This window comes from Lentzea sp. NBRC 105346, assembly GCF_030269605.1.
Classification (GTDB): domain Bacteria; phylum Actinomycetota; class Actinomycetes; order Mycobacteriales; family Pseudonocardiaceae; genus Lentzea.
The window spans coordinates 202826-225153 of the sequence record NZ_BSTQ01000010.1 but is presented as its reverse complement, the minus strand read 5'-3'; the positions used below and the strand labels follow the sequence as shown (position 1 = coordinate 225153).

The window sequence follows — 22328 nt, the reverse complement described above, 5'->3', positions numbered from 1 at the left end:
GCGGTAGTGATGGCGAAGCGGAGCGGGTTGTCGGACGGGGACGTCGACGGCCTGCGTGCCCAGCTCGCTGCGGGCGAGCACCCTCTGGTGTGGTTCACCTCGGCGGCGGTGGGCATGGAGGCGGGCAAGTCGGCGAAGGTGCTGGCATTCACCGAGCCTGAGGAGGGGGACTTCATTCAGGTTCGGCCTACTGGCTCCAAGGACGAGATCTCGTTCTCGCCCGCGGAGCTGACGGTGGAGAAGCCGCCTGCGCGGAGGAAGCCGCCCGCGGCCAAACCGGCGGCCAAGCCGGAGCCGAAGGAGACTGTCGTCGAGTATCCCTACGTCCCGGAGGTTCCGGTGAAACCCGAGCCCAAGCCGAAACCCAAGCCTGCCGCGGAAGCGCCGGCTCCGGCGCCTGCGCCCGCGCGGCCCGCTCGGAAGGGCGCCAAGACACCGGACGTGACGGTCACGCTCGTGTCCACCGGCGACGGGGAGTGGACCGTCGAGGTGTTGCAGGGCACCCGGAAGGCGGTTCGGCCGGTTGCCGTGTCACCGGCGGCGGTGGCTCAGGCTGCGAAGCTGATCAACCCCGAGGTGTCGGAGATCGTCGAAGGGGTGCTCGACGCGGCTCGGGCTCAGCAGTTGGCGAAGGTGGAGCAGCTGCGGGCGGAGTTGGAGGCGGCGCAGAAGGCACTGGAGGACCTGGGGGCCTGAGGCGGGTTGTGTCGGCGCGGTGGCGGCGGGCCTGGGGTGCCCCCGCCGCGCCGGGGCGGCGGTTTGGCGGCAGTACAAAGGGTTCTGGCGGACCTGATCGTCTGAGGCGATCAGCCGCATAGGTGTTTTGTATGTATTTCACCGGTTTCTCCTCAATCCAGGTGTCGTGAGGTTCATCCCGGATTGAGGGGGAAACAAAATGCGCCTGCGAAGATTCCTGGCGTTCGCCGTGGCGGCGGGGCTTGCCTGCGCGGCTCCGGCGGCCGCGGCGGCTCCGGCCGTGCCGTCACCGTTGCGGTTCGCGTCGCAGCTCGACCTCGAGTGCTTCAAGACCGACCCGTACACGCCGCCGCCGACCTACCTGAAGACGTCGCACCTGAACCCGGTGCTCGCCAACCTGCCGGCCGAGGTGGTGAAGCTCGGCAACCGCGAACAGCTCTGCGTGCCGGTCGACAAGAACTACCGCACGCCGACGCCCGACGTGTTCCCGTGGGTGCGGTTCGTCGACCTGTCGTGCTACCGCATCGAGGGGCAGCCGGTCGGCTTCCCGCTGAAGCTCGACCACCTGAACCCGGTGCTGCGGGAGATGGGCATCCCGACCAAGGTCGTGAAGATGTACGCCCCGGAGCAGCTGTGCGTGCCGGTGATCAAGAACGGGGTCGTGCCGCCGGCCGAGGTGTTGCGGCTCGTGCGGTACATCGACCTGAAGTGCTATTCCGAGTTCCCGCAACAGGAACTGGGCGTCGGGTTGTGGCTGCGGCAGCTCAACCCGGTGCTCGCCAACCAGCCGCCCGCGTTCGCGAAGGTGCGGGCCAACCGGCAACTCTGCGTGCCCGTGCGCAAGAACGATCAGGTGATTCCGCCCGATGTGCTGAACGTCGTGCGGTGGATCGACCTGGAGAAGTACGACATCGACGCGCCGCCGTTCCCGAACTCGGTTGGGCTGGTGTTGCAGCACATCAACCCGCAACTGGTGAACCTGCCGCGCGAGGAGGTCAAGATCTACGCGCCGAACCAGCTGGCGTTGCCGGTGGCGAAGAACGGAGTGTTCCCACCGACGTGATGGCTGCTACGTCCAGTGGTTTGTACTTCGCGATCGGGTGAGGGGGCTTCCCAGGCCTTGTGCGGGGGCGGAACGTGGGCAACGGATGTCCGCTCGAACAGGGGAGGCCCTGATGGTTGAGGTCACGGTCGCGGAGACAGCTCAGATGAGCGGTTGTGGATGCTGCTCCGGATGCACGGGGCCCGGCTGCGGCTGTTGCTCGAGCTGCTGAGGTTTGCCATGAGGGGAGCTTTCCCAGCCCTGACCGCTGGGAAAGCTCCCCTCAGTGCGATCAGGGCGGGCAGACGGTGCCGTTGGCGGGCACCTTGGCGTCGATGAGGTAGTCGCGTGCCGCCGTTGTCGCGCACGGGGACTGGCCCAGCGCGCCGTGCCCGCTGCCCTGCCACCCGAGCAGCACGCCGCCGGGCAGGCGTTGCGCGGCACGCTCCGTGCCCGGTGCGGGCGTGACGGGGTCGTTGGACGTGCTGAGCACGAGGACCGGCGGGCTGCTCTTCAGCGCTTCCTGCTTCTGCAGCTGTGGCACCGGGAAAGGTCCGCAGCGCAACAAAGTTCGCGCGAAGTACGCGCCGAAGATCTTGTGCTTGTCCTGCCAGTCCTTGGTGAGACCGGCGACGCGGTCCGGCGGGATGCGCGTCGTGGTGTCGTTGCAGCCGATCACGAGACCGGCGTCGAAGCGCGGCGGGTTCTCGTTGACCTCGGCCACCTGCGGATCGATGAACGAGAACAGGCCGCTGCCGTCACCCGTACGCGCCTTGGCGACGGCGTCGGCCAGCGCGGGCCAGCGCGGGCGGTCGGCCAGGCCGTGGAGGATCGCCTGCAGCGCGGAACCCGATGTCAGCTTGACGTTCTCGCCGCGGATCGGGGTGGTGCGCAGCTGCGACACCAGCGCGGCGATGTCGTCGCGCGGCTTGGTCAACGCGCACGCGCGGGCGGCGCAGTCTCGGGCGAACGCATCCAGCGTCTGTTCCGCCGCGGCGGCACGGGACTCCAGGACGCCGACCGAGTCCACCGTCGGGTCGGGTGCGCCGTCGAGCACCATGCGGCCGATGCGCGTCGGGTAGCGGTGCGCGTACGTGGACAGCACCTTTGAACCGTCGCCGATGCCGATTCCGTTGAGGCGCTTGACGTTCAGGATGTCGCGGAGCCGCTCGAGGTCGGCCGCGGCGCGCCACGTGTCGAACGCGGTGAGGCGGTTCTCCAGGTCCAGCACGCATTCCTGCGCCGCCTCGCCCATCGCGACGACGAGGTCGGACTGCTCGCCGGACACCGGGTCGTACTCGACGATCTGCGACCGCGTCGTCGCGGGCACGCACTGCACGCCGTCCGAACGTCCGGTGCCGCGGCGGTCGACGCCGATGAACGTGTAGGTGCTGAGCACTTCCTTCGGCAGCGACGCGGCGAGGCGCGCGGCGGCGAGCGTGCCGGGTTCGCCGTCCGGGTCGCCGACGACGACCAGCTGGCTGCGGCCGGTGCCGACGCGCAGCAGTGAGATGCCGATGTTGCCGCGGCCGGGGCGGCCGGGGGAGTCGAGGATCACCGACATCCGCGCGCACTGGTACTCGAACTCGCCCGCTGGAGCCGTGGTGCCCATGCGTTCCTTGGTCGCGTCCGTGCACGGCGACCACGACAGGATCGAGTCCTCCTTGAACTCCTCCAGCGGCGGAACGGGCTGCGGCCCGGCGAGCTGGGGGTTGTCCTGCGGCAGGTTCTCCTCACCGCGGACCGCGATGACCGGCCGGTTGGACGGGCCCGCGGCGCACGCACCCAAGACGCTCCCGGAGAGGGTCACTGCCAGCAGGACCAGGGCAGCGCGACGCACGGGTCTCCTCACTCTCCACACGGCTTCTCGGGGGTTGAGATTCGCACGTGAAAGGTGAGACGGCCGTGAGTCAGGATGGGAGACATGGTCCAGGCGACACCGGCGTCCTCAGTAGCCACGCGTGCGCTCGGCGCGATCCCGCCGCCCGCGCTCGTGCTGCTCGGCATCGTCACCGTGCAGGTGGGCGCGGCGTTCGCGAAGCAACTGTTCAGCCTGGTCGGCGCGACGGGCACGGTGACCCTGCGGCTGGTGTTCGCCGCGGTGGTCCTGCTGCTGATCTGGCGCCCGGCCCTGCGCCTGGACCGGCGCACGTGGACGGTGATCGTCGCCTACGGCGTGGTGCTCGGCACCATGAACCTGTCCTTCTACCTGGCGCTGGACCGCATCCCGCTGGGCGCGGCCGTGACGATCGAGTTCCTCGGCCCGCTGTCGGTCGCGGTGTTCGGCTCCCGCCGCTGGCTGGACGGCCTGTGGGTGGTGCTGGCCGCGACCGGCGTCGTGCTGCTCACCCGCGTGAACGGCGGTTTGGTGTGGTCCGGTGTGCTGTTCGCACTGGGCGCGGCCGCGTGCTGGGCGGCCTACATCCTGCTGGCGGCCAAACTGGGCAGCAAGACGTCCGACGGCAAGGGCCTGGCCCTCGCGATGGTCTTCGGCTCACTGGTCGCCCTGCCGTTCGGCGTCGCCACCGGAGGCACCGCGCTGCTCGACCCGGTCGTGCTGGTCGTGGGCCTGGTCGTGGCGCTGATGTCGTCCGTGATCCCGTACTCGCTGGAGCTGCAGGCGCTGCGCAAGATGCCGCCGCGCGTGTTCGGCATCCTGATGTCGGTGGAGCCCGCGGTGGCGGCGCTGGCCGGGCTGGTCGTGCTGGGGGAGCGGCTCGAACCGATCCAGTGGGCGGCCATTGCCTGCGTCGTCGTCGCGTCGATCGGCGCCACCCGCAGCGCCCGGCCGGACGTCTAGGTCGTCCAGCGGTAGATCTGGCCGTCGCGCACCTCGACCGACGCGGGCGGATCGAGGTGTGACAGGGCCCGGAGATGCGCCAGCACGTTGTTGCGGCCGCGCAGCCGCAGCGGCCCGTCCGTCCAGTGCAGATACGGGTGCAGGACTCGCTTCAGCGTCACCTCGTCGTGCGCCGCGACGGCCTCGGCGACCACCGACTCCAGATCCATGCGAGCAGTATGTCGATTGCTGGCCACCTCGTTCGTGTAAGCGATGACGAAGGAGGACGGCATGGTGAAGACGTTGATGAAGGGCCTGGTCGTCGGGGAGTCGCCCCGCTGGCACGACGGGCGCCTGTGGTTCTCGAACTGGGGCGTGGCGCAGGAGATCGTCGCCGTCGACCCGCAAGGCAACAGCGAGGTGATCGCCAAGGGGCCGAAGGCCGCCGGGTTCTGCATCGACTGGCTCGACGGAAACCTGCTGGTCACGGGCGACGACAAGGTCCTGCGGCTGGAGGACGGCGAGTGGGTCACGCACGCCGACGTCAGCCACGTCGCCGGCGCGTTGAACGAGATCGTGGTCGATCAGCAGAACATCTACGTCAACGACGTGGGCTTCCGCTTCGGCGAGGAGGACTTCCGCCCCGGCACGATCGTGCTGGTCACACCCGACGGCAAGGCCCGCACGGTGGCCGAGGAGATCATGTTCCCGAACGGCATGGTCGTGCACGGACGCACGCTCATCGTCGCCGAGTCGTGGGCGGGCCGGCTCACGGCGTTCGACATCGAGGACGACGGCAGCCTGACGAACCGCCGTGTGTGGGCGCCGGTCGGCGGCGACGGCATCTGCCTCGACGACGAGGGCGCGATCTGGACCCAGGACTTCACCGACGACGCGTCGCGGGTCCTCCGCGTCCGGGAGGGCGGGGAGATCACGGACCGCGTCGAGCTCGACGCCGCGTGTTTCGCCTGCGCACTGGGCGAAGGCACGCTGTACATGATGGTCGCGGAGTGGCAGGGCATCGAGCGGATGGGCGAGATGTTCCAGCGCCACACCGGCCGCGTGCTGACCTACGACGTGCGCGGCTTGAGCTCACCCCGCAGCACGGCGGCCACGTCGTAACGCGCGGGGATGTCCAGCTGGTCGTAGCGGCACGACGACGGTTCGCGGTCCGGGCGCCAGCGCGCGAACTGGCCGTTGTGCCGCAGGCGGACCGGGTGCTCGCCCTCGGTCTGCGTGTAGTGGAACTCCAGGACCCGCTCGGGGCGCAGCGGCACGTACTCGGCCTGCGCGCTGCGCCACCGGTTGATCTCACCGGGGATGCGCTGGCCCGGTTGCGGCGAGGCCCACGGGTGGTCGTCGGAGGTGATCAACGGCGCCATCTCGGCGGCCAGCGCGCGGCGTTCGGCCGCCTTGAACGAGCCGACGACGCCGATGTGGTGCAGCACGTCGTTGTCGTCATAAAGCCCGAGCAGCAGCGAGCCGACGGCGGTGCCCGGCTCGGTGTCCTTGTGCCAGCGCAGGCCCGCGACCACGGCCTCGGCGGTGCGCGCGTGCTTGACCTTGATCATGGTGCGCTTGCCCGGCGTGTACGGGCCGTCGGCGAGCTTGCCCATCACGCCGTCCAGGCCCGCGCCCTCGAACAGGGTGAACCACTCGCGCGCGAGCGCCGGGTCAGTGGTGGCCGGGGTGACGTGGATGTCGGGGATCTCCAGCAACGCCTCGCGCCGCGCGACCGTCGGTTCCTCCAGCAGCACCCGGTCGCCCAGCACGAGCAGGTCGAAGCCCACGAACGTCGCCGGTGTCTGCTCGGCCAGCAGCTGCACCCGTGAGGCGGCCGGGTGGATGCGCTGGCCGAGCGCGTCGAAGTCGAGCTCGTCGTTGAACGCCACCACGAGCTCGCCGTCGACGACGACCCGGGACGGGAGGATGCGACGCATCTCCTCCTCGACCTCTGGGAAGTAGCGGTTCAGCGGCTTACCACTGCGGGACTGGAGGAACACCTCGTCGCCGTCGCGGAAGACCACGCAGCGGAAGCCGTCCCACTTCGGCTCGAACAACAGGCCCTGGTCGTCCGGGATGGCGTCGACGGACGTGGCGAGCATCGGCTGCAGCGGTGGGTTCACAGGCAGGTCCACGGCGCCATCCTGCCCCTTCAGCTGGAATCACGCCGCCGGTACCGCAACAGCAACACGTCTTGATCGTGCAGCACGGTCCGCAGCTCCATCGCTCGTGGCGCGGGCGGCAGCGGCCCGTGCGCGATGCGCCCGGCGTCGCCCACCGCCAGCTGCGGCGACAGCGTCAGGTTCAGCTCGTCGACGAGGTCGTCGGCGGCCATGCGACCGAACAGCGTCGGTCCGCCCTCGCAGTCGACCCGGCGCAGCCCGCGCTCGGCCAGCGCGTCGAGCGCGAACTTCAGGTCCACCTCGTCCTCGCCCGCGATGATCACGTCCGCGTCCGTGGGAACGTGCGCATGCTTGGTCGTGATGATGATCGGCGGGACGACCGTGTCGGTGAACAGCGGCAGGTCCTCGGTCAGCGTGCCGCGCGCGGTGACGACGGCGATCGGCGGAATCGGCGCGAGGCCCAGCCGTTCGCGGCGTTCGAGGTTCGGCTTGGCGCCGCGGTAGCGCTCGACGAGCACCGTGCCCGCTCCGACGAGCACGACGTCGCACAGGTCGCGGCCGAGCATGAAGATCTTCTTGTCCGCCGGGCTGCCGAGGCCTTTCGACGTGCCGGTGACGCTGACCGCACCGTCCACGCTGGACACGAAGTTCACCTGCACCCAGGTGCGGTCCGAGGGGTAGGCGTAGAGCTCTTCGAGGACTGTGTCGGTGATCTCAGCGCCCGGTGAGGGCCACAACATCTGCACCGGGCCATCCCAGCACGCCGTTAGGCTGCGCGCATGCGCCTGGCCGATCGTGATCCTCAGGTCGGGGCGGACGAACTGGTCGACGCGATGGTCCCGCCGCCGCGCTTCGACGCCGTCAGCTTCGACAGCTACATTCCCAACCCCGACGAACCCAGCCAGGCGCTGGCCGTCAAGGCGTGCCGCGAGTTCGTCGCTCGGGTGGGTGCGTCTCGGCGCAAGCGATGGTCGCTGTTCGGCCGCTCCGAGGACGAGGGCAAGCCCGGCCTGTACCTCGACGGCGGCTTCGGCGTCGGCAAGACGCACCTGCTCGCCTCGATCTGGCACGCCGTGCCCGGCCCCAAGGCGTTCGGCACGTTCGTCGAGGTCACGAACCTGGTCGGCGCGCTCGGCTTTCAGGAGACCGTCCGCCGGCTGTCCGAGCACCGGCTGCTCGCGATCGACGAGTTCGAGCTCGACGACCCCGGCGACACGATGCTCGTGACCCGGCTGCTCAAGGAACTGACCGCGGCGGGCGTGTTCGTCGCGGCCACGTCCAACACGCTGCCCGACAAGCTCGGCGAGGGCCGCTTCGCGGCGGCCGACTTCCTGCGCGAGATCCAGATCGTGTCGGCCAAGTTCGACGTCGTCCGCGTCGACGGCCCCGACTACCGCCACCGCGGCCTGCCCGACGCGCCGCCGCCCATGTCCGACGACGACCTCGTCTCGCGCGCCGCCTCGACTCCGGGGTCCACCCTCGACGACTTCGACGCCCTGTGCGCCGCGCTGGCGAAGATCCACCCGTCGCGCTACGGGCGGCTCGTCGACGGCGTCACGGCCGTGCACCTGCGGGGGGTGCGGGCGGCCGACGACCAGAACGTCGCGTTGCGCCTGGTGGCGCTGGGCGACCGGCTGTACGACCGGGACGTGCCCGTCGCGGTGTCCGGCCGCCCGCTGTCCGACCTGTTCACCGAGGAGATGCTGCGCGGCGGCTACCGCAAGAAGTACCTGCGCGCGGTCTCCCGGCTGGTTGCGCTATCAAGATCGAATTAGGCTACGACCAGACCAGGTCCCGGCCGGCCTTGGCGTAGTAGCGCTGCAACTCGGCGTCGATCTTGTCCGAGTCCTCCTGGGTGAGGACGAGTGACGGCTCGGCGTGCGGCCACGACTCGACGATCCGCGCCCGCAGCCCGGAGGGCGGGTGCTCAGACCACAGCGAGGCGTCCTCCTCGATCGACTTCTCGAGCAGGGCGGGAAGATCGAACTGGGACCGGGTCTGGTCCGCCGCGGCCCGCCATGGCGCCACGCCGGGATGGTTCTTGGCGGTCTTCGGGTTGCTGTGGATCCCGCGCTCGACGGTGCTCACGGCGCCGAGGAGCTGTTCGCCGGCCATCAGGTAGTGCATCAGGGCGACGGTCGCCTCGGTACCGGCGAGTCGGACCGCCATGGCGTCCGCGCAGTACTCGGCGCGCTGGTGGTCGCGGGACGCGACCGCGATCAGCCCCACTTGCATCAGCACGAACAGCCGTGACAGCAGCCGCTGAATAGGGCGTAGCACCGCCTCCGCGACAGCCGTCAGCGGGCCTCCGGTGAGCGACTCGGCGGGCGTGAGCAGGTAGGCGATGGCACCCGGCGTCGTGAGTGCGGACTGGGTGAGCAGGCCGCGCGCCGAGTCGTTGTTCACGAAATGCCCGAACTCGTGGCCCAGCAGCGCGACCCGTTGCTGCGGACGGAGGATTCCCCACAGCGGAAGGCCCAGCACGAGCTGCCTTTTCCTTCGGAGACCGAAGATGCCTGCAGAGGCGTTGAACTCGTAGTCCAGTGCCACGTGGTGTGGTTGCGGCGCGCCGGTAGCCGCCGCCACCCGATCGATCAGCGTGAAGAGGGCCGGGGCGTCGTCGCGGGTGATGATCGCCCACTCGTTGGTGCCCGCCCGGCCGACTCGGGGCCGCAACGTCCACGCGATCGCGATGAGGAGGACGCCGGGAACGATCGACAGCGAGGGGAAGTCTTGCAGCACGAGCACGAGGCCGGTCACGAACGCGATGGCGACGAGCAGCATCAGCGCCACGGACACCGCGACGAGGCCGGCGCGGGCGGCGGTCCACTCGGGGCGGGTGGGCGGTTCTTGCGAGTACGCGTCGAACTGGCGGGCGTTGAGCCGTCTGGCCAGCTTCTTCGAGGATTCCCCAGTCACGAGATGACAGTGTGCACGCGCTTCGCCGTGGGTATTCGGTACTTGCCGGAAGTCACCGAGAAAGGCCATCTCCGATGCTGAGCGATGCGGAACGCCGCTCTCTCGATGAGATCGAGCAGCGGTTGAGTGTCGAGGAACCGGACCTTGCGCGCGCGTTCGAGTCGGGCCGGGTTCGCAACGCGTGGCTTTACTACGTCGTGATGATCGTGTTCGGCGGGATCGGCGCCTTGCTGCTCGTGATCGGATCCCCCGGCATCGGCCTGTTGTGCCTGCTCGTCGCCGCTGTCACCGCCGTGCTGCGCAAGCACCCGGTGGGAATTGGTTAGCTTCCGGCGTCCGATGCGGTGACCATGTTCCCTCGTGGGATTTCTGGAGGCGAACGGGCTGGCTTACCGGCTGCCCGACGGACGCGAGCTGTTCCGCGACGTGTCGTTCAAGGTCGGCGGCGGATCGGTGGTCGCGCTGGTCGGGGCGAACGGCGTCGGCAAGACCACGTTGCTGCGGCTGCTGTGCGGTGAGTTGACCCCGCACGCCGGCAGCGCGCGGATCCAGGGCGGGCTGGCGGTGATGCCGCAGTTCGTCGGCTCGGTCCGGGACTCGTCCACCGTGCGTGACCTGCTGCTTGCCGTCGCACCGGAAGCGTTGCGCATCGCGGCCGCCGAGCTCGACGCGGTCGAGCTGGCGATGATGGAGAACGACGACGAACCCACCCAGCTGCGCTATGCCTCGGCGCTGGTGGCCTGGGGTGAGGCCGGCGGATACGACGTCGAGGTCCTGTGGGACACGGTGACCGTCGCCGCGCTCGGCAGCCCGTTCGACCGTGCCCGGTTCCGCGAGGTGCGGACGTTGTCGGGCGGCGAGCAGAAGCGGCTCGTGCTGGAGGCGTTGCTGCGCGGCCACGAACAGGTGCTGCTGCTCGACGAGCCGGACAACTATCTCGACGTGCCGGGCAAACGCTGGCTTGAGGATCGTCTCAAAGGGACGGACAAGGCGGTGCTGCTGGTCAGCCACGACCGCGAGCTGCTCGCGACGGCCGCGACGCACGTCGTGACCGTCGAGGCGCACAGCGCGTGGACGCACCACGGGTCGTTCGGCACATGGCACTCGGCTCGGGAGTCGCGGATCGAGAAGCTCAAGGAACAGCACCGGCGCTGGGAGGAGGAGCATCAGCGGCTCAAGGAACTTGTGCGAACCCTGCAGCAGCAGGCGAAGTACTACGAGTCGATGGCGCCCAAGTACCACGTCATGTGCGCGCGCCTGGAACGGTTCGAGGCCGCCGGGCCGCCGCCGGAGCTGCCGGTCGACGAGAAGGTGACGCCGCGGCTGCGCGGCGGGCGCACCGGTGTTCGCGCGATCACGTGTGAGGACCTGGAACTGACCGGCCTGATGCGGCCGTTCTCGAACGAGATCTTCTTCGGTGACCGCGTGGCCGTGCTCGGGTCGAACGGGTCCGGCAAGTCGCACTTCCTGCGGCTGCTCGGGGGCGATTCCGTTGCCGTGGAAGGAAAGTGGCGGCTCGGGGCGCGTGTCGTCCCGGGACTGTTCGCGCAGACGCACCAGCATCCGGAGTGGGTCGGCCGGACGCTCGTCGACATCCTGTGGCACGGCGAGGAAGGGCGCCCCGGCCGTGATCGTGGCGCGGCGATGAGTGTGCTCAAGCGGTACGGCCTCGCGGCGGCGGGCGACTCGCGGTTCGAGAACCTGTCCGGCGGGCAGCAGGCGCGGTTCCAGATCCTGCTGCTGGAGCTGTCCGGCGCCACGTTGCTGCTGCTCGACGAGCCGACCGACAACCTCGACCTGGCCTCGGCGGAGGCGCTGCAACGCGCGCTGGACGAGTTCGAGGGCACGGTCGTCGCCGTGACGCACGACCGCTGGTTCGCGCGCTCGTTCGACCGGTTTCTCGTATTCCGCTCGGACGGGCAGGTCACCGAGGTTGACGAGCCCATATGGGACGAGGAGCGGCGAAAGATCACCCGGACGCCTTAGTGACGTGGCCGTCCGGCTACACCATTCTCCGTAATCGACCAGCTACTTTCGGTTACGGAGAATCCATGTTCAAAGCGTTGTTGGCCGCTGCCCTGCTGACGGTCGTCGTTACGCCCGCCGCCTCCGCCGACCCCGTGGCGCTGGAGTGCGTGGGCACGAAGACCACGCAGTACTCGCCGGGCCTGAAGCTGTTCCCGAGCGTGCAGCGGATCGAGTACGACGCGATCTTCTCGCCGTGTGCCGGCACCGCCACGGGCGTGTCCGCGATTCAGTCCAGCGGCGTCACGAAGGTGGCGTCGTGCCTGTCGGTCGGCGAGTCCAACCCCGGACTGCTGCAGTACGTCTGGTCCGACGGTGAGTCCAGCTTCTTCAGCTACGAGACCACGGTCCAGCGGCCCGCCGGGCAGATCGTCGTCACCAAGACCGGCACCATCACCGCGGGCCGCTACACCGGCGCCACGGCCGTCGAGACGACGACGGGCGTGACGCCGAACGTGCTGGACTGCGTCGGTGACGGCATCAAGTCGCTCCCGTCCGCCGTCACCCTGTCCATCGTCGGGGCCTGATCACTCGACCAGGGCGGGCAGCTTCCCGTTCTTGACCAGGTCGACCAGCTCGGCGTGGTCGGCCTCGGTCTGGTCGGCGTAGTCGAAGGCGTAGCCGGCGAACGCCTCGTCGAGGTCGTCGCCGTCGTTACCCTGGAAGTACCCGGCGAGCAGGCGCGGGTCGACCGACCGGCTGTGGGCCCGCGCCAGCAGTGCCCCGGCGAACCGCCCGTAGTCGTCGAGGTCGTCGCGCTTCAACGTGGTCGCGTCGATCTCGCCCTTGCGGTTGCGGAACTGCCGCACGATGTACGGCCGCCCCTCGATGGTCGTGTAGCCGAGCAGGATGTCCGTCTCGGCCTGCACCAGCCGCGCGCCGTGCACGATGCGCTTGCCCTCGTGCTTCGCGGGCTCCACGTCGAGGAACGGCTCCAGCGCACTGCGCCGGGCTTCCTTGGCCTGCAGGACGAGCGCCTCGTTGCCGTTGCCGTGCAACAGAATCAGGTAGTTGCGCAACCCGACACTGCCCGTGCCGACGACGCGGAACGCGACGTCCGACACCCCGTATCGCATGATCAGGTTGCGCCGCGACTCGCGCAACGTGTCCACATAGGACGGCAGCGCGTCGATGACGTTGTGCATGGTCTCGTCGGACACCGTGGTGAACGTCGGCGGGTTGGTGATGAACCGCCACCGCTCGCCGTCGTGCGCGGTCCACTTGGCCGCGAACCGCGCGCTGGTGTTCTTGCGCGACTTCTCCGCGGCCTTGCTGAAGTCCTTGAGCAGGTCGTCGGCCTTCACCTTGGACAAAACGGATTCGTCGCCCAAAGCGGTCCAGGAGTCCATGAACGGCAGCTCCGCGAGGTGCCGGATCGCACCCCGGTAGGCGCGCACCGCGTCCTCCGCGGCGTCGCGGCATCCCTTGTCGGACACCTCACCCGTGCGCCCGGCGAGCACGAGCGACGTGACGAGCCGCTTGAGGTCCCACTCCCACGGTCCCGGCAGCGTCTCGTCAAAGTCGTTGATGTCCATGACGATCTGGCCCTCGGGCGTGCCGTACAGCCCGAAGTTCGCCGCGTGCGCGTCGCCGCACAGCTGCGCTTCCAGTCCACTGGAGACGCCGGCGGCGAGGTCGCCCGCCATCAACCCGGCGCTGCCGCGGAAGAACGCGAACGGGTTCACCATCATGCGGCCCACGCGCAACGGGATCAGCTCTTCGAGCCTGCCTTCGTTGCTGGCGTGCATGAACTCTTCGACCGACGGCCGGTTCTTCGCGAGCGACATGTCGCGGTGCGCGTCGAATCCGACCTTGTCGCGAAGCCTGCGGCCCTGCGCGTACACCTCTTCGGGCTCGGTCCACGTGCCCAGCGCGGCGGCGGCCTGCGCCCGCTTGCGTTCACCCATACGAGTAATCATGCCTGCGACGGACGAGCCGCGAGGCCCGTCCACCACATTTGTGACCTAGCGCGGAGGCTACAAGCCTGGGGTGCCCTGAAGGGCACCGGCGTTGACCGTTATGGCCACCTTCACGGACCTGAGGTCCCCAAGGGTGGCCATGACGGCACTAGCGGCCGAGGACCGCCGCGATCGCGTCCACGCCCAGGTCGATCTCGTCCCGCGTGATCACCAGCGGGGGAGCGACGCGCAGCGTGGTCGCCTGCGTCTCCTTGCACAGCACGCCACGAGCGGCCAGCGCCTCGGAGGCCGCGCGCCCGACCGGCCCGCCGGGCGCGATCTCGACGCCGGCCCACAGCCCGCGACCGCGCACCTCGGCGACCCCGTGCCCGATGAGCGACCCGAGCCGCCCGTGCAGGTACGCCCCGAGAGCCTCGGACCGCTCCTGGAACTCGCCGGTCTCCAGCAGCCGCACGACGGCCCGGCCGATCGCGCAGGCCAGCGGGTTGCCGCCGAACGTGGAGCCGTGCTCGCCCGGCTGCAGCACGCCCAGCACGGCGCGGTTGCCGACGACCGCGGACACCGGCATGATGCCGCCGCCCAGCGCCTTGCCCAGCGTGTACAGGTCCGCGCGCACACCCTCGTGGTCCAGCGCGAACAGCTTGCCGGTGCGCGCGAGACCGGACTGGATCTCGTCGGCGATCATCAGCACGTCGTGCTCGTCGCACAGGCGGCGCACGCCCGCGAGGTAGCCGGCGGGCGGCACGACGACACCGGCCTCGCCCTGGATCGGCTCCAGCAGCACGGCGGCGGTGCGCGGGGTGATGGCGGAGGCGATCTCCTCCAGCGAGCCGTACTTGACGACCTTGAACCCAGGCGTGAACGGCCCGAAGTCCTGGCGCGCGGTCTCGTCGGTGGAGAACGACACGATCGTGGTGGTACGACCATGGAAGTTGGACCCGGCAACGATGATCTCGGCAGTACCCTCCGGCACGCCCTTCACGCGGTAGGCCCACTTCCGGGCAACCTTGATCGCGGACTCGACGGCCTCGGCGCCGGAGTTCATCGCGAGCACCATCTCGGTGCCGGTCAGCTCAGCGAGCTCGCGGCAGAACAGGCCGAACTGGTCGTGGTGGAACGCACGGGACGTGAGCGTCACCTTGTTCAGCTGGTCCACGGCGGCGGCGACCAGCGCCGGGTGGCGGTGGCCGAAGTTCAGGGACGAGTAGCCGGACAGGAAGTCCAGGTAGCGGCGGCCCTCGACATCGGTGACCCACGAGCCCTCGCCCGACTCGATGACCACCGGCAGCGGGTGGTAGTTGTGGGTGCTCCACTCCTCGTCGAGTGCGACGAAGTCAGCGCTGGTGCGGGTGTTGTGGTCAGCGGTGAGGGTCATGCCACAAGGCTAAGGGCAGGCACCAGCGATTTCATCCGTCGGACGTTGCGCATTGCCTCTGTTTGTTGCACAGATTCACTGATCCGTGGCTGATTATTGCGCAACCGGCGGACTAGACGGCGCTTCGCTACTCTGCGTTGATGGCGAAGAAGTCGGTTCGTGAAGTGCTCCGATTCCAGGGCGAACTCATCGACCCCGGCGCCCGCCCGGTCGGCCCGAAGAGCAAGAAGGAGGCCGCGGCCGACCTGGAGGACACCGGCGCCGAGCTCGACGACCTGCAGGACGCGCTCTACGCCGAGCAGAGCCGTGCGGTACTTCTGGTACTGCAGGGCCTCGACACGTCCGGCAAGGGCGGCACCATCCGGCACGTCGTCGGGCTGGTGAACCCGCAGGGCGTGCGCATCGCGTCGTTCAAGAAACCGACCGCCACCGAACGCAGGCATCACTTCCTGTGGCGCGTCCGCAAGGTCCTGCCGCCCATGGGGAACATCGGCGTGTTCGACCGTTCGCACTACGAGGACGTCCTGGTGCCCAAGGTCCTCGGGCTCATCACCGCCGCCGAGACGCGCGCCCGCTACCGCGAGATCAACGCGTTCGAGCAGGAGCTCGCCGGCCAGGGCGTCACGGTGGTCAAGTGCTTCCTGCACATCTCGCCGGAGGTGCAGAAGGAACGGCTGCTCGCGCGACTGGACGACACCGAGAAGCTGTGGAAGTACAACCCGTCCGACCTGGAGACCCGCGCCCAGTGGTCGAAGTACCAGGCGGCCTATATGGCGGCGCTGAAGGCATGTTCCGTCACGCCCTGGTACGTCGTCCCGGCGAACCGCAAGTGGTACCGGAACTGGGCGGTCGGCCGGCTGCTGCTGGAGACCATGCGCGACCTCGACCCGAAGTTCCCGCCCGCGGACTTCGACCGCGACGCCCAGAAGGACGCGCTCCTCAATCGAGATCCGTTGCGCTAGACGCAATAACTGTTGCGCCTCTTGCCATCGCGCAGTGGTCTAGGCCAGTGTGGGCACCGGCCGCGGACTAGTGCAGCGGAGGTGCGGAACGTGGTGGTTGACCGGCGACGGTTCCTGGGGGCCGTGGGTGTTGGAGCGGGGCTGCTGATGACCGGAGAGATCGCCGAGGCGACACCGAAGGCGACGAAGCGGGTGTTCTTCGGTGCTTACACGACGTGGAGCGGTGGCGCGCAGGGCGTCGGCATCGGCACGTACGACCCGGCTAACGGCCAGCTGAAGTCCACCGGCGTGATCAAGGGCGTCGTGAACCCCTCGTGGGTCGAGGAGTCGCGCGACGGCAGGTTCCTCTACGCCGTCAACGAGACGTCCGACGGCGGTGTCACCGCGATCAACGCCCAGACGCTGAAGGTGATCAACAAGCAGGTGACCGGCGGCGCGGACCCGTGTCACCTCGCGATCGACCCGAGCGGCCGGTTCCTGGTCACCGCCGACTACTCCAGCGGCAGCCTCAGCGTGTTCCCGATCCGCCCGGACGGCGGCCTCGGCGCGCGCACGCACCTGGTGAAGCACAAGGGATCCGGCCCGGACCCGGACCGCCAGAAGGGCCCGCACGCGCACCAGGTCGTGTTCGACCCGCACGGGAAGCACCTGCTCGCCGTGGACCTCGGCGCGGACGCCGTCTTCAGCTACACGCTCAGCGCGCAGGGCAAGCTGACGTTGGTGAACACGGCCAAGCTCAAGCCCGGCGCCGGGCCGCGCCACCTCGCGTTCCACCCGAACGGCAAGACCGCCTACATCGCCAACGAGCTCGACTCGACGATCGTCGTGAGCGCCTACGACAACGGCAAGCTCACACCCGGCCAGGTCCTCAAGACCGCGCCCGCGGGTGGGGTGCGCAACTACCCGGCCGAGGTGCTGGTGTCGCAGGACGGCCGGTTCGTGTACCTGTCCAACCGCGGTCACGACAGCGTCGCCGTGTTCGCCGTCGACGGCGCCGGCCTGAAGCTCGTCGAGACGACCCCGACCGGCGGCAAGTTCCCGCGGCACATCACGCTCGACCCGTCCGGGCGATTCCTCTTCGCGGCCAACCAGAACTCGAACCTGGTCACGTCGTTCAGCGTCGACCGTGCGACCGGCAGGTTGACGCCCGCGGGGACGCCGCTGTCCACGCCGATCCCGGTCTGCGTGCAGCCCACCCGACTGGGTTAACCCTCTTCAACGCCTCTGTCCACAGTGGTACTCCGGCGGTATGACACTCTTCGCCGCCGCAGTGCTCGTGGGCGCCCTGCTCACCCCGGTCGCACCCGAATACGTTGCTTTGGGCGACTCGTACGCGTCCGGGGTGGGCGCGGGCGGCACACACGGCGAGTGCCGCCGCACCGAGAACGCCTATCCCGCCTTGTACGGCAAGGCCTTCCCGTCGTTCCGCTTCGCCGCGTGCACCGGGGCGACGACCGCGGACGTGATCGCCAACCAGGTCGGGGAGCTGACGCCGGCGACGACGCTGGTCACGATCACCGTCGGCGGCAACGATCTCGGCTTCACCGACGTGATGACGACGTGCGTGCTCAACGGTGAGAGGTCCTGCCTGAAGGCGGTCGCCAAGGCGGTGGAGTTCGTCGGCTCCGGACTGCCACCGCGGCTGGACACGACCTACGCGGCGATCAGGGAACGCGCGCCGCGAGCGAAGCTGGTCGTCGTCGGCTACCCGCGGCTGTTCGAGAACACCCCGCGCTGTCCCGCGCTCAACGCGGCCAAGCGGGCCGCGCTCAACGGTGCCGCCGACCGGTTGAGCGAGGTCACCGCCGCGCGGGCCGCGGCGGCGGGTGCGGTCTACGTCGACGGCCGGACCGTCTTCGCGGGCCACGGGGTGTGCGCGGCCGATCCGTGGATCAACGGCCTGACGCGGCCGGTCGCCAACTCCTACCACCCGAACAGGAAGGGCCAGCAGGGCTACTTCGAGGCCTTGACGGCAGCCACTTCGTAAGTTTAGACTTACCGTTCGTGGGGACTTACCAAGCAGCGTTCACCGCGCTAGGCGACCCGACGCGACAGCTGATCTTCGAACGGCTTGCCGCCGGGCCGCTGTCGGTCGGCGAGCTGGCCGCTTCGTTGCCGGTCAGCAGGCCCGCGGTGTCCCAGCACCTGAAGGTTCTCCGCGAGGCGCGCCTGGTGCGTTCGTCGTCGGTCGGCACGCGGAACGTGTACAGCGTCGACCCGGCCGGCGTGCGCGCCATGCGCGACTACATGGACGACCTATGGGGCCGGGCGCTGGAGAACTTCGCGCGAGTGGTCGAGGAGGAGCAGTGACGGAGACGTTGAGCACCGAGGTGACGCGGTCGGTGACCGTCAACGCCTCGCGGGAGCGGGCGTTCGAGGTGTTCACCGCTCGGTGGTTGTCGTGGTGGCCCAGCGGGCACCACATCGGCGCGGCCGAGCTCGCCGACGTGGTGGTCGAGCCGTTCGCCGGTGGCCGGTGGTACGAGGTCGGTGTTGACGGGGCCGAGTGCTCCTGGGTTCGGTTCTGGAGTGGGAGCCGCCCGCGCGGGTGTTGCTGGCGTGGCACCTCAACGGCGACTGGGAGTACGACCCGGATCCCGCGCATGCCAGCGAGGTCGAGGTGCGGTTCGTCGATCTGGCGGGTGGGCGGACTCGGGTCGAGTTGGTGCACCGCGGTTTCGAACGACACGTCACGAAGCCCGAGGATGTGCGTCGCGGTGTGGGCGGCGAAGGCGGGTGGGGCTCGATTCTGGCGGGCTACGCGGCGGTGTTCGTGTCGTAGACGGTGACCGGGATGTCGTGGTCGACGAGCTCGCTGGTGATGAGGGGTTCGATCCGGTCCCATTCGCCGCCTGCCAAGCCGCAGCCGATTCTGGGCATGTGGACGCTCGCCCGAAGTTCGCGGGCATGTCCCGCGAGGCAGCGCAGGGAGTCGCGGACCGCGTCGTAGTGGATGGGCGGCGCCGAGCTTGAAGTCGTTGGTGGCGCGGTCCCGGTACCACTCGCGGCCTCGGGGGCTGGTTGCGTCGCCGCTGACGTAATGGATCTGTGTCATGTCCCGGACGGTATCCGGAGGGTCTGACAATTCCCGGTGGTCCGCGTCGGGGCGGGAGGTTCGCCCGGCCGGAATTCCGTTCGGCTGTAGGGCCATACCCGTGTGATCATGCGGGCGTGACACAGCTGCGCAGGGTCACTGCCACGCGGTACGTGACCCCGTTCCGGGAAGGTGGCTCGCTGCCGGGCCTGATCGAAGCCGACGACCTCGGCATGTACGTGCTGAAGTTCCGCGGCGCCGGCCAGGGCGTGAAGGCGCTCATCGCCGAGATCATCGTCGGCGAGCTGGCCAGGCGGCTCGGCTTCCGGGTGCCCGAGATCGTGCTCGTCGACCTCGACCCCGAGCTGGCGCGGGCGGAGCCGGACCAGGAGGTGCAGGAACTCATCCGGGCCAGCGCCGGGCTCAACCTCGGCATCGACTACCTGCCCGGCAGCTTCGACTTCAACCCGATCGTGCGCGACCCCGGCGCCGAGCTGGCGACGCGGACGTTGTGGCTGGACGCGTTGACGCTCAACGTCGACCGCAGCTGGCGCAACCCGAACATGCTGCTGTGGCACCGCGAGCCGTGGCTCATCGACCACGGCGCGGCGCTCTACTTCCACCACTCGTGGAGCCCGGAACGCCCAGCCACCAAGGACTTCCGGTTCGACGCGGCCGACCACACGATGCTGCCCAACGCGAACAGTCTGTCCGAAGTGGACAAAACCCTCAGCAAGGAGATCACGCCCGACCTGATCGCGGAAGTGCTCGAGCTCATTCCGGACGAGTGGCTGGAGCCGGACGGCGAACCGGACCAGGTGCGTGCGCGGTACGCGGAGTTCTTCGCCTATCGTTTGGCCCACCGCGAATGGGTCGAGGCTGTGGAGGCGGCGCGTGTCGCACGTGTTTGAGTACGCGCTGCTGCGGGCCGTGCCGCGGCAGGAGCGCGGGGAGTTCATGAACGTCGGCGTCATCGTGTACTGCGCCGACCTGAACTTCCTGTGCGCCAAGACCCATGTGGACGGTGATCGGCTCCGGGCGCTCGACCCCGATTTCGACGTCGAACTGCTGGAGGCCAGCCTGGACCAGCTCGGCCTTGCCTGCGATGGCGACAAGGCGGCGGGGCCGGTGTCGGACACCTCGCTGGGACAGCGTTTTCGCTGGTTGACGGCACCGCGCAGCACCACGGTCCAGACCTCGCCCGCGCACACTGGACTCACCGACGACCCGGCAAAAGAACTGAACCGACTCCATCGCACGCTCGTCCTGCTCGACAGGTAGGTTCGCAACCTCCAGACCTTTGTTGCGTCCACCTATGCAAGTCGTAAGCGACGAACGAGATCGGGGTTGGCGAGATATGAGCGCTGGGTACCACCACGGTTACCAGCAACAACAGCGGCGTCCGATGCCGCCGGCGCGCAGGAAGAAGCGGAAGACCGGGCGCGTGCTCCTGGTTCTGCTGCTCGTGCTGCTGGTGGGTGCGGGTGCGATGTGGATCTACGTCGACTCCTCGTTGCGCAGAATCGACGCGCTGACCGACTACGAGGGCCGTCCGGCCGACACTCCGGGCACCACGTGGCTGCTGGTCGGCTCGGACGCGCGGGACGACCTGTCGCAGGAGCAGAAGGACGCGCTGGCCACCGGTGACGCGGCCGGTCGGCGCACCGACACGATCATGCTGCTGCACCTCCCGGACAACAGCGCTGCGAAGCCGTCGCTGATCTCCGTGCCGCGCGACTCGTACGTGCCGATTCCGGGCAACGACCGCAACAAGATCAACGCGGCGTACGCGTTCGGCGGGCCGAAGCTGCTGGTGCAGACGGTCGAGGGCGCCACCGGCCTGCACATCGACCACTACATGGAGATCGGGTTCGGCGGGTTCGCCGGCATCGTGGACGCCGTCGGCGGCGTCGACATGTGCCTCGAGGAGCCGATCAAGGACCCCAAGGCCGGTATCGACCTGCCCGCCGGCTGCCAGGAGCTCGACGGCGCGAAGGCGCTCGGCTTTGTGCGGACGCGCGCGTTCGCCACCGCCGACCTGCAGCGCGTGCAGAACCAGCGGAAGTTCCTGTCGGCGCTCGCGACCAAGGTCAAGAGCCCTGGGACGCTGCTCAACCCGTTCCGCTCGGTGCCGCTGATGTTCGCCGCGACGGACTCGGTGTCCGTCGGGCAGGACGACCACCTGCACAACCTCGTGTCGATGGGGCTCAACATGAGTGACGCGGTCACCGGGACCGTCCCCGTCGGTGGCACGCCCACGGTTCCGGGCGCCGGCTCGGTCGTGCAGTGGAACAAGGAAAAGGCGTCCGCGCTGTTCGACGCGCTGGCCAAGGACCAGCCCGTCCCGGCGGAGTTGCTCGCCGCGAACTAGTCCTTTTGGGCTGGCTGCGGGTTCTCCGTGGCCGCCGTCAGACCGGCCTCCTGTGCGATCTCCTCGAGCTCGCGCAGGAGGTCGTCGTATATGGGCGTGAGCGACATCGGTGGTTCCCCCTCTAAAAGATCTTCCCCCGTTCGAGTGACGGGGAGCTTACCCCTCTCTACCCCGCCAGCCCTGCCGTTATTCCGTACGGCGCAAGTCTGTCGGCTAACTGTTGGCTAAACACATGTGGTCAGGGCCCGGTGTGTGGTCATGACACATGTCGCCCGTGTGGGGATTCTCCTAGCGTTGATCCCATGACGAGTGTCGTAGGTCACACCGCCATGGTCACCGGGGCGGGCAGCGGAATCGGCCGCGCCTGCGCCCGCGCGCTCGCCGCGAAGGGCGCCAAGGTCCACGTCGTCGACCTCAACGGCGACGCGGCGCGACAGGTCGCCGAGGAGATCGGCGGCACCGCGCACATCGTCGACCTGTCCGAGTTCGACCCGGCCGTCCTGCCGCGCGAGGTCGACATCCTGGTCAACAACGCCGGCCTGCAGCACGTGGCGCCGATCCACGAGTTCCCGCTCGAACGGTTCCAGCGGATGCAGCAGGTCATGGTGACCGCCGCGTTCCTGCTGACCAAGCACGTCCTGCCGCACATGTACGCGCGCGGCTGGGGACGGCTGATCCACATCTCCAGCGTGCACGGGCACCGCGCCAGCGCGTTCAAGTCCGCCTACACCGCGGCCAAGCACGCCGTCGAGGGGTTCAGCAAGGCCGCCGCCCTGGAGGGCGCGCCGCACGGCGTGACGTCGAACTGCGTCGCGCCCGGCTACGTGCGCACCCCGCTGGTGGAGAACCAGGTCGCCGACCAGGCGCGGCTGCACGGGCTCGCGGAGTCCGAGGTGCTCGACGAGATCTTCCTGCGGCGTGAGGCGATCAAGCGGCTGATCGAGCCGTCCGAGGTCGCGGACGCCGTGCTTTGGCTGTGTGACGCCGGTTTCGTGACCGGCACGTCGCTGTCGATCGACGGCGGCTGGACCGCCCAATAGATTCCAGAGGAGGAGTCGGTGGCATCGATCAAACGGATCG

Annotated in this window: 25 protein-coding genes; 17 read left to right on the top strand and 8 right to left on the bottom strand. The window is 69.1% G+C overall.

Annotated elements, in window-relative coordinates:
• Positions 1-9 precede the first annotated feature (9 nt).
• The gene (locus tag QSK35_RS22415; RefSeq protein ID WP_285749274.1) at positions 10-696 is read left to right on the top strand and encodes a DUF6319 family protein; all 687 of its coding nucleotides are present in this window, start codon (positions 10-12) and stop codon (positions 694-696) included.
• Between the two features lie 199 nt (positions 697-895).
• The gene (locus tag QSK35_RS22410) at positions 896-1759 is read left to right on the top strand and encodes a hypothetical protein (protein ID WP_285749272.1); all 864 of its coding nucleotides are present in this window, start codon (positions 896-898) and stop codon (positions 1757-1759) included.
• A 271-nt stretch (positions 1760-2030) separates the two neighbouring features.
• Here the strand turns inward: QSK35_RS22410 and QSK35_RS22405 are convergent, their stop codons facing one another.
• Complete coding sequence (locus QSK35_RS22405; RefSeq protein WP_285749270.1) at positions 2031-3578, bottom strand: alpha/beta hydrolase; 1548 nt, start codon at positions 3576-3578, stop codon at positions 2031-2033.
• Between the two features lie 84 nt (positions 3579-3662).
• Here QSK35_RS22405 and QSK35_RS22400 point away from each other — a divergent pair, with 84 nt between their 5' ends.
• The gene (locus QSK35_RS22400; protein ID WP_285749268.1) at positions 3663-4538 is read left to right on the top strand and encodes an EamA family transporter; all 876 of its coding nucleotides are present in this window, start codon (positions 3663-3665) and stop codon (positions 4536-4538) included.
• Here QSK35_RS22400 and QSK35_RS22395 read toward each other — a convergent pair.
• Positions 4535-4747: a hypothetical protein gene (locus QSK35_RS22395; protein WP_285749266.1), complete on the bottom strand. Its 213-nt coding sequence runs from the start codon at positions 4745-4747 to the stop codon at positions 4535-4537. The genes QSK35_RS22400 and QSK35_RS22395 overlap by 4 nt on opposite strands.
• A 43-nt stretch (positions 4748-4790) precedes the next feature.
• Here QSK35_RS22395 and QSK35_RS22390 point away from each other — a divergent pair, with 43 nt between their 5' ends.
• Positions 4791-5639, top strand: a complete 849-nt coding sequence (locus QSK35_RS22390) for an SMP-30/gluconolactonase/LRE family protein (protein ID WP_285749264.1) — start codon at positions 4791-4793, stop codon at positions 5637-5639.
• Here the strand turns inward: QSK35_RS22390 and QSK35_RS22385 are convergent.
• Positions 5588-6655 (bottom strand): ATP-dependent DNA ligase, encoded by a 1068-nt coding sequence (locus QSK35_RS22385; RefSeq protein WP_285749262.1) that lies wholly within the window; start codon positions 6653-6655, stop codon positions 5588-5590. The two genes, QSK35_RS22390 and QSK35_RS22385, sit on opposite strands and share 52 nt — an antisense overlap.
• Positions 6656-6672: 17 nt before the next feature.
• Positions 6673-7389, bottom strand: a complete 717-nt coding sequence (locus QSK35_RS22380) for a pyrimidine reductase family protein (protein WP_502881697.1) — start codon at positions 7387-7389, stop codon at positions 6673-6675.
• A gap of 33 nt (positions 7390-7422) precedes the next feature.
• Between QSK35_RS22380 and zapE the strand changes: the two genes are divergently transcribed.
• Positions 7423-8418, top strand: a complete 996-nt coding sequence (gene zapE / locus QSK35_RS22375; RefSeq protein ID WP_285749260.1) for a cell division protein ZapE — start codon at positions 7423-7425, stop codon at positions 8416-8418.
• Position 8419: 1 nt separating this feature from the next.
• On the opposite strand, the gene QSK35_RS22370 is transcribed toward zapE, so the two are convergent.
• On the bottom strand, positions 8420-9562 hold the full coding sequence (locus tag QSK35_RS22370) for a M48 family metalloprotease (RefSeq protein WP_285749258.1): 1143 nt from the start codon (positions 9560-9562) through the stop codon (positions 8420-8422).
• A gap of 74 nt (positions 9563-9636) precedes the next feature.
• Between QSK35_RS22370 and QSK35_RS22365 the strand changes: the two genes are divergently transcribed.
• The 3 genes from QSK35_RS22365 (at position 9637) to QSK35_RS22355 (ending at position 12114) form a co-directional block, all read left to right on the top strand.
• On the top strand, positions 9637-9888 hold the full coding sequence (locus QSK35_RS22365; RefSeq protein WP_285749255.1) for a DUF3040 domain-containing protein: 252 nt from the start codon (positions 9637-9639) through the stop codon (positions 9886-9888).
• Positions 9889-9922: 34 nt separating this feature from the next.
• Positions 9923-11548, top strand: a complete 1626-nt coding sequence (locus QSK35_RS22360; RefSeq protein ID WP_285749253.1) for an ABC-F family ATP-binding cassette domain-containing protein — start codon at positions 9923-9925, stop codon at positions 11546-11548.
• Between the two features lie 65 nt (positions 11549-11613).
• Positions 11614-12114, top strand: coding sequence for a hypothetical protein (locus QSK35_RS22355; protein WP_285749251.1), 501 nt, complete (start codon positions 11614-11616; stop codon positions 12112-12114).
• On the opposite strand, the gene QSK35_RS22350 is transcribed toward QSK35_RS22355, so the two are convergent.
• Positions 12115-13494, bottom strand: a complete 1380-nt coding sequence (locus tag QSK35_RS22350; protein ID WP_285749249.1) for a DUF2252 domain-containing protein — start codon at positions 13492-13494, stop codon at positions 12115-12117.
• 160 nt (positions 13495-13654) lie between these two features.
• Positions 13655-14881, bottom strand: a complete 1227-nt coding sequence (rocD, locus tag QSK35_RS22345) for an ornithine--oxo-acid transaminase (RefSeq protein WP_285749247.1) — start codon at positions 14879-14881, stop codon at positions 13655-13657.
• A gap of 140 nt (positions 14882-15021) precedes the next feature.
• Here rocD and QSK35_RS22340 point away from each other — a divergent pair, with 140 nt between their 5' ends.
• The 5 genes from QSK35_RS22340 to QSK35_RS22320 all read left to right on the top strand — a co-directional run bounded on the left by QSK35_RS22340 (position 15022) and on the right by QSK35_RS22320 (position 18625).
• Positions 15022-15843, top strand: a complete 822-nt coding sequence (locus QSK35_RS22340) for a PPK2 family polyphosphate kinase (RefSeq protein ID WP_285749245.1) — start codon at positions 15022-15024, stop codon at positions 15841-15843.
• A 147-nt stretch (positions 15844-15990) separates the two neighbouring features.
• The gene (locus tag QSK35_RS22335; RefSeq protein WP_285749243.1) at positions 15991-17052 is read left to right on the top strand and encodes a lactonase family protein; all 1062 of its coding nucleotides are present in this window, start codon (positions 15991-15993) and stop codon (positions 17050-17052) included.
• A 40-nt stretch (positions 17053-17092) separates the two neighbouring features.
• Entirely contained in the window at positions 17093-17830 is a 738-nt protein-coding gene (locus tag QSK35_RS22330; RefSeq protein WP_285749240.1) for an SGNH/GDSL hydrolase family protein, read from the top strand.
• Between the two features lie 17 nt (positions 17831-17847).
• Positions 17848-18153, top strand: coding sequence for an ArsR/SmtB family transcription factor (locus QSK35_RS22325; RefSeq protein ID WP_285749238.1), 306 nt, complete (start codon positions 17848-17850; stop codon positions 18151-18153).
• A gap of 196 nt (positions 18154-18349) precedes the next feature.
• Positions 18350-18625 carry an SRPBCC domain-containing protein gene (locus QSK35_RS22320; RefSeq protein ID WP_285749236.1) on the top strand — a complete coding sequence of 92 codons (276 nt, stop codon included), beginning with the start codon at positions 18350-18352 and terminating at the stop codon, positions 18623-18625.
• On the opposite strand, the gene QSK35_RS22315 is transcribed toward QSK35_RS22320, so the two are convergent.
• A complete protein-coding gene (locus QSK35_RS22315) occupies positions 18601-18723 on the bottom strand; it encodes a hypothetical protein (protein ID WP_285749234.1) in 123 nt (40 codons plus the stop codon). The genes QSK35_RS22320 and QSK35_RS22315 overlap by 25 nt on opposite strands.
• Before the next feature lie 291 nt (positions 18724-19014).
• On the opposite strand from QSK35_RS22315, the gene QSK35_RS22310 reads away from it, so the two are divergent.
• From QSK35_RS22310 to QSK35_RS22295, 4 genes are all read left to right on the top strand, one after another.
• A complete protein-coding gene (locus QSK35_RS22310) occupies positions 19015-19788 on the top strand; it encodes a HipA family kinase (protein WP_285749232.1) in 774 nt (257 codons plus the stop codon).
• Positions 19772-20158, top strand: a complete 387-nt coding sequence (locus QSK35_RS22305; RefSeq protein WP_285749230.1) for a DUF3037 domain-containing protein — start codon at positions 19772-19774, stop codon at positions 20156-20158. The genes QSK35_RS22310 and QSK35_RS22305 overlap by 17 nt, the downstream gene beginning before the upstream one ends.
• Positions 20159-20234: 76 nt before the next feature.
• Complete coding sequence (locus tag QSK35_RS22300) at positions 20235-21248, top strand: LCP family protein (RefSeq protein WP_285749228.1); 1014 nt, start codon at positions 20235-20237, stop codon at positions 21246-21248.
• 302 nt (positions 21249-21550) lie between these two features.
• Positions 21551-22288 (top strand): 3-hydroxybutyrate dehydrogenase, encoded by a 738-nt coding sequence (locus QSK35_RS22295; RefSeq protein ID WP_285749226.1) that lies wholly within the window; start codon positions 21551-21553, stop codon positions 22286-22288.
• Positions 22289-22328: the final 40 nt, after the last annotated feature.

What these genes read in the sequence shown, in the direction of transcription:
- QSK35_RS22415 (WP_285749274.1), top strand. Translation starts at nt 10, where the DNA reads ATGGCGAAGCGGAGCGGGTTGTCGGACGGGGACGTCGACGGCCTGCGT.
- QSK35_RS22410 (WP_285749272.1), top strand. Translation starts at nt 896, where the DNA reads ATGCGCCTGCGAAGATTCCTGGCGTTCGCCGTGGCGGCGGGGCTTGCC.
- QSK35_RS22400 (WP_285749268.1), top strand. Translation starts at nt 3,663, where the DNA reads ATGGTCCAGGCGACACCGGCGTCCTCAGTAGCCACGCGTGCGCTCGGC.
- QSK35_RS22395 (WP_285749266.1), bottom strand. Translation starts at nt 4,747, where the DNA reads ATGGATCTGGAGTCGGTGGTCGCCGAGGCCGTCGCGGCGCACGACGAG.
- QSK35_RS22390 (WP_285749264.1), top strand. Translation starts at nt 4,791, where the DNA reads ATGACGAAGGAGGACGGCATGGTGAAGACGTTGATGAAGGGCCTGGTC.
- zapE (WP_285749260.1), top strand. Translation starts at nt 7,423, where the DNA reads ATGCGCCTGGCCGATCGTGATCCTCAGGTCGGGGCGGACGAACTGGTC.
- QSK35_RS22365 (WP_285749255.1), top strand. Translation starts at nt 9,637, where the DNA reads ATGCTGAGCGATGCGGAACGCCGCTCTCTCGATGAGATCGAGCAGCGG.
- QSK35_RS22355 (WP_285749251.1), top strand. Translation starts at nt 11,614, where the DNA reads ATGTTCAAAGCGTTGTTGGCCGCTGCCCTGCTGACGGTCGTCGTTACG.
- QSK35_RS22350 (WP_285749249.1), bottom strand. Translation starts at nt 13,494, where the DNA reads ATGGGTGAACGCAAGCGGGCGCAGGCCGCCGCCGCGCTGGGCACGTGG.
- rocD (WP_285749247.1), bottom strand. Translation starts at nt 14,881, where the DNA reads ATGACCCTCACCGCTGACCACAACACCCGCACCAGCGCTGACTTCGTC.
- QSK35_RS22340 (WP_285749245.1), top strand. Translation starts at nt 15,022, where the DNA reads ATGGCGAAGAAGTCGGTTCGTGAAGTGCTCCGATTCCAGGGCGAACTC.
- QSK35_RS22335 (WP_285749243.1), top strand. Translation starts at nt 15,991, where the DNA reads ATGACCGGAGAGATCGCCGAGGCGACACCGAAGGCGACGAAGCGGGTG.
- QSK35_RS22330 (WP_285749240.1), top strand. Translation starts at nt 17,093, where the DNA reads ATGACACTCTTCGCCGCCGCAGTGCTCGTGGGCGCCCTGCTCACCCCG.
- QSK35_RS22315 (WP_285749234.1), bottom strand. Translation starts at nt 18,723, where the DNA reads ATGCCCAGAATCGGCTGCGGCTTGGCAGGCGGCGAATGGGACCGGATC.
- QSK35_RS22300 (WP_285749228.1), top strand. Translation starts at nt 20,235, where the DNA reads ATGAGCGCTGGGTACCACCACGGTTACCAGCAACAACAGCGGCGTCCG.
- QSK35_RS22295 (WP_285749226.1), top strand. Translation starts at nt 21,551, where the DNA reads ATGACGAGTGTCGTAGGTCACACCGCCATGGTCACCGGGGCGGGCAGC.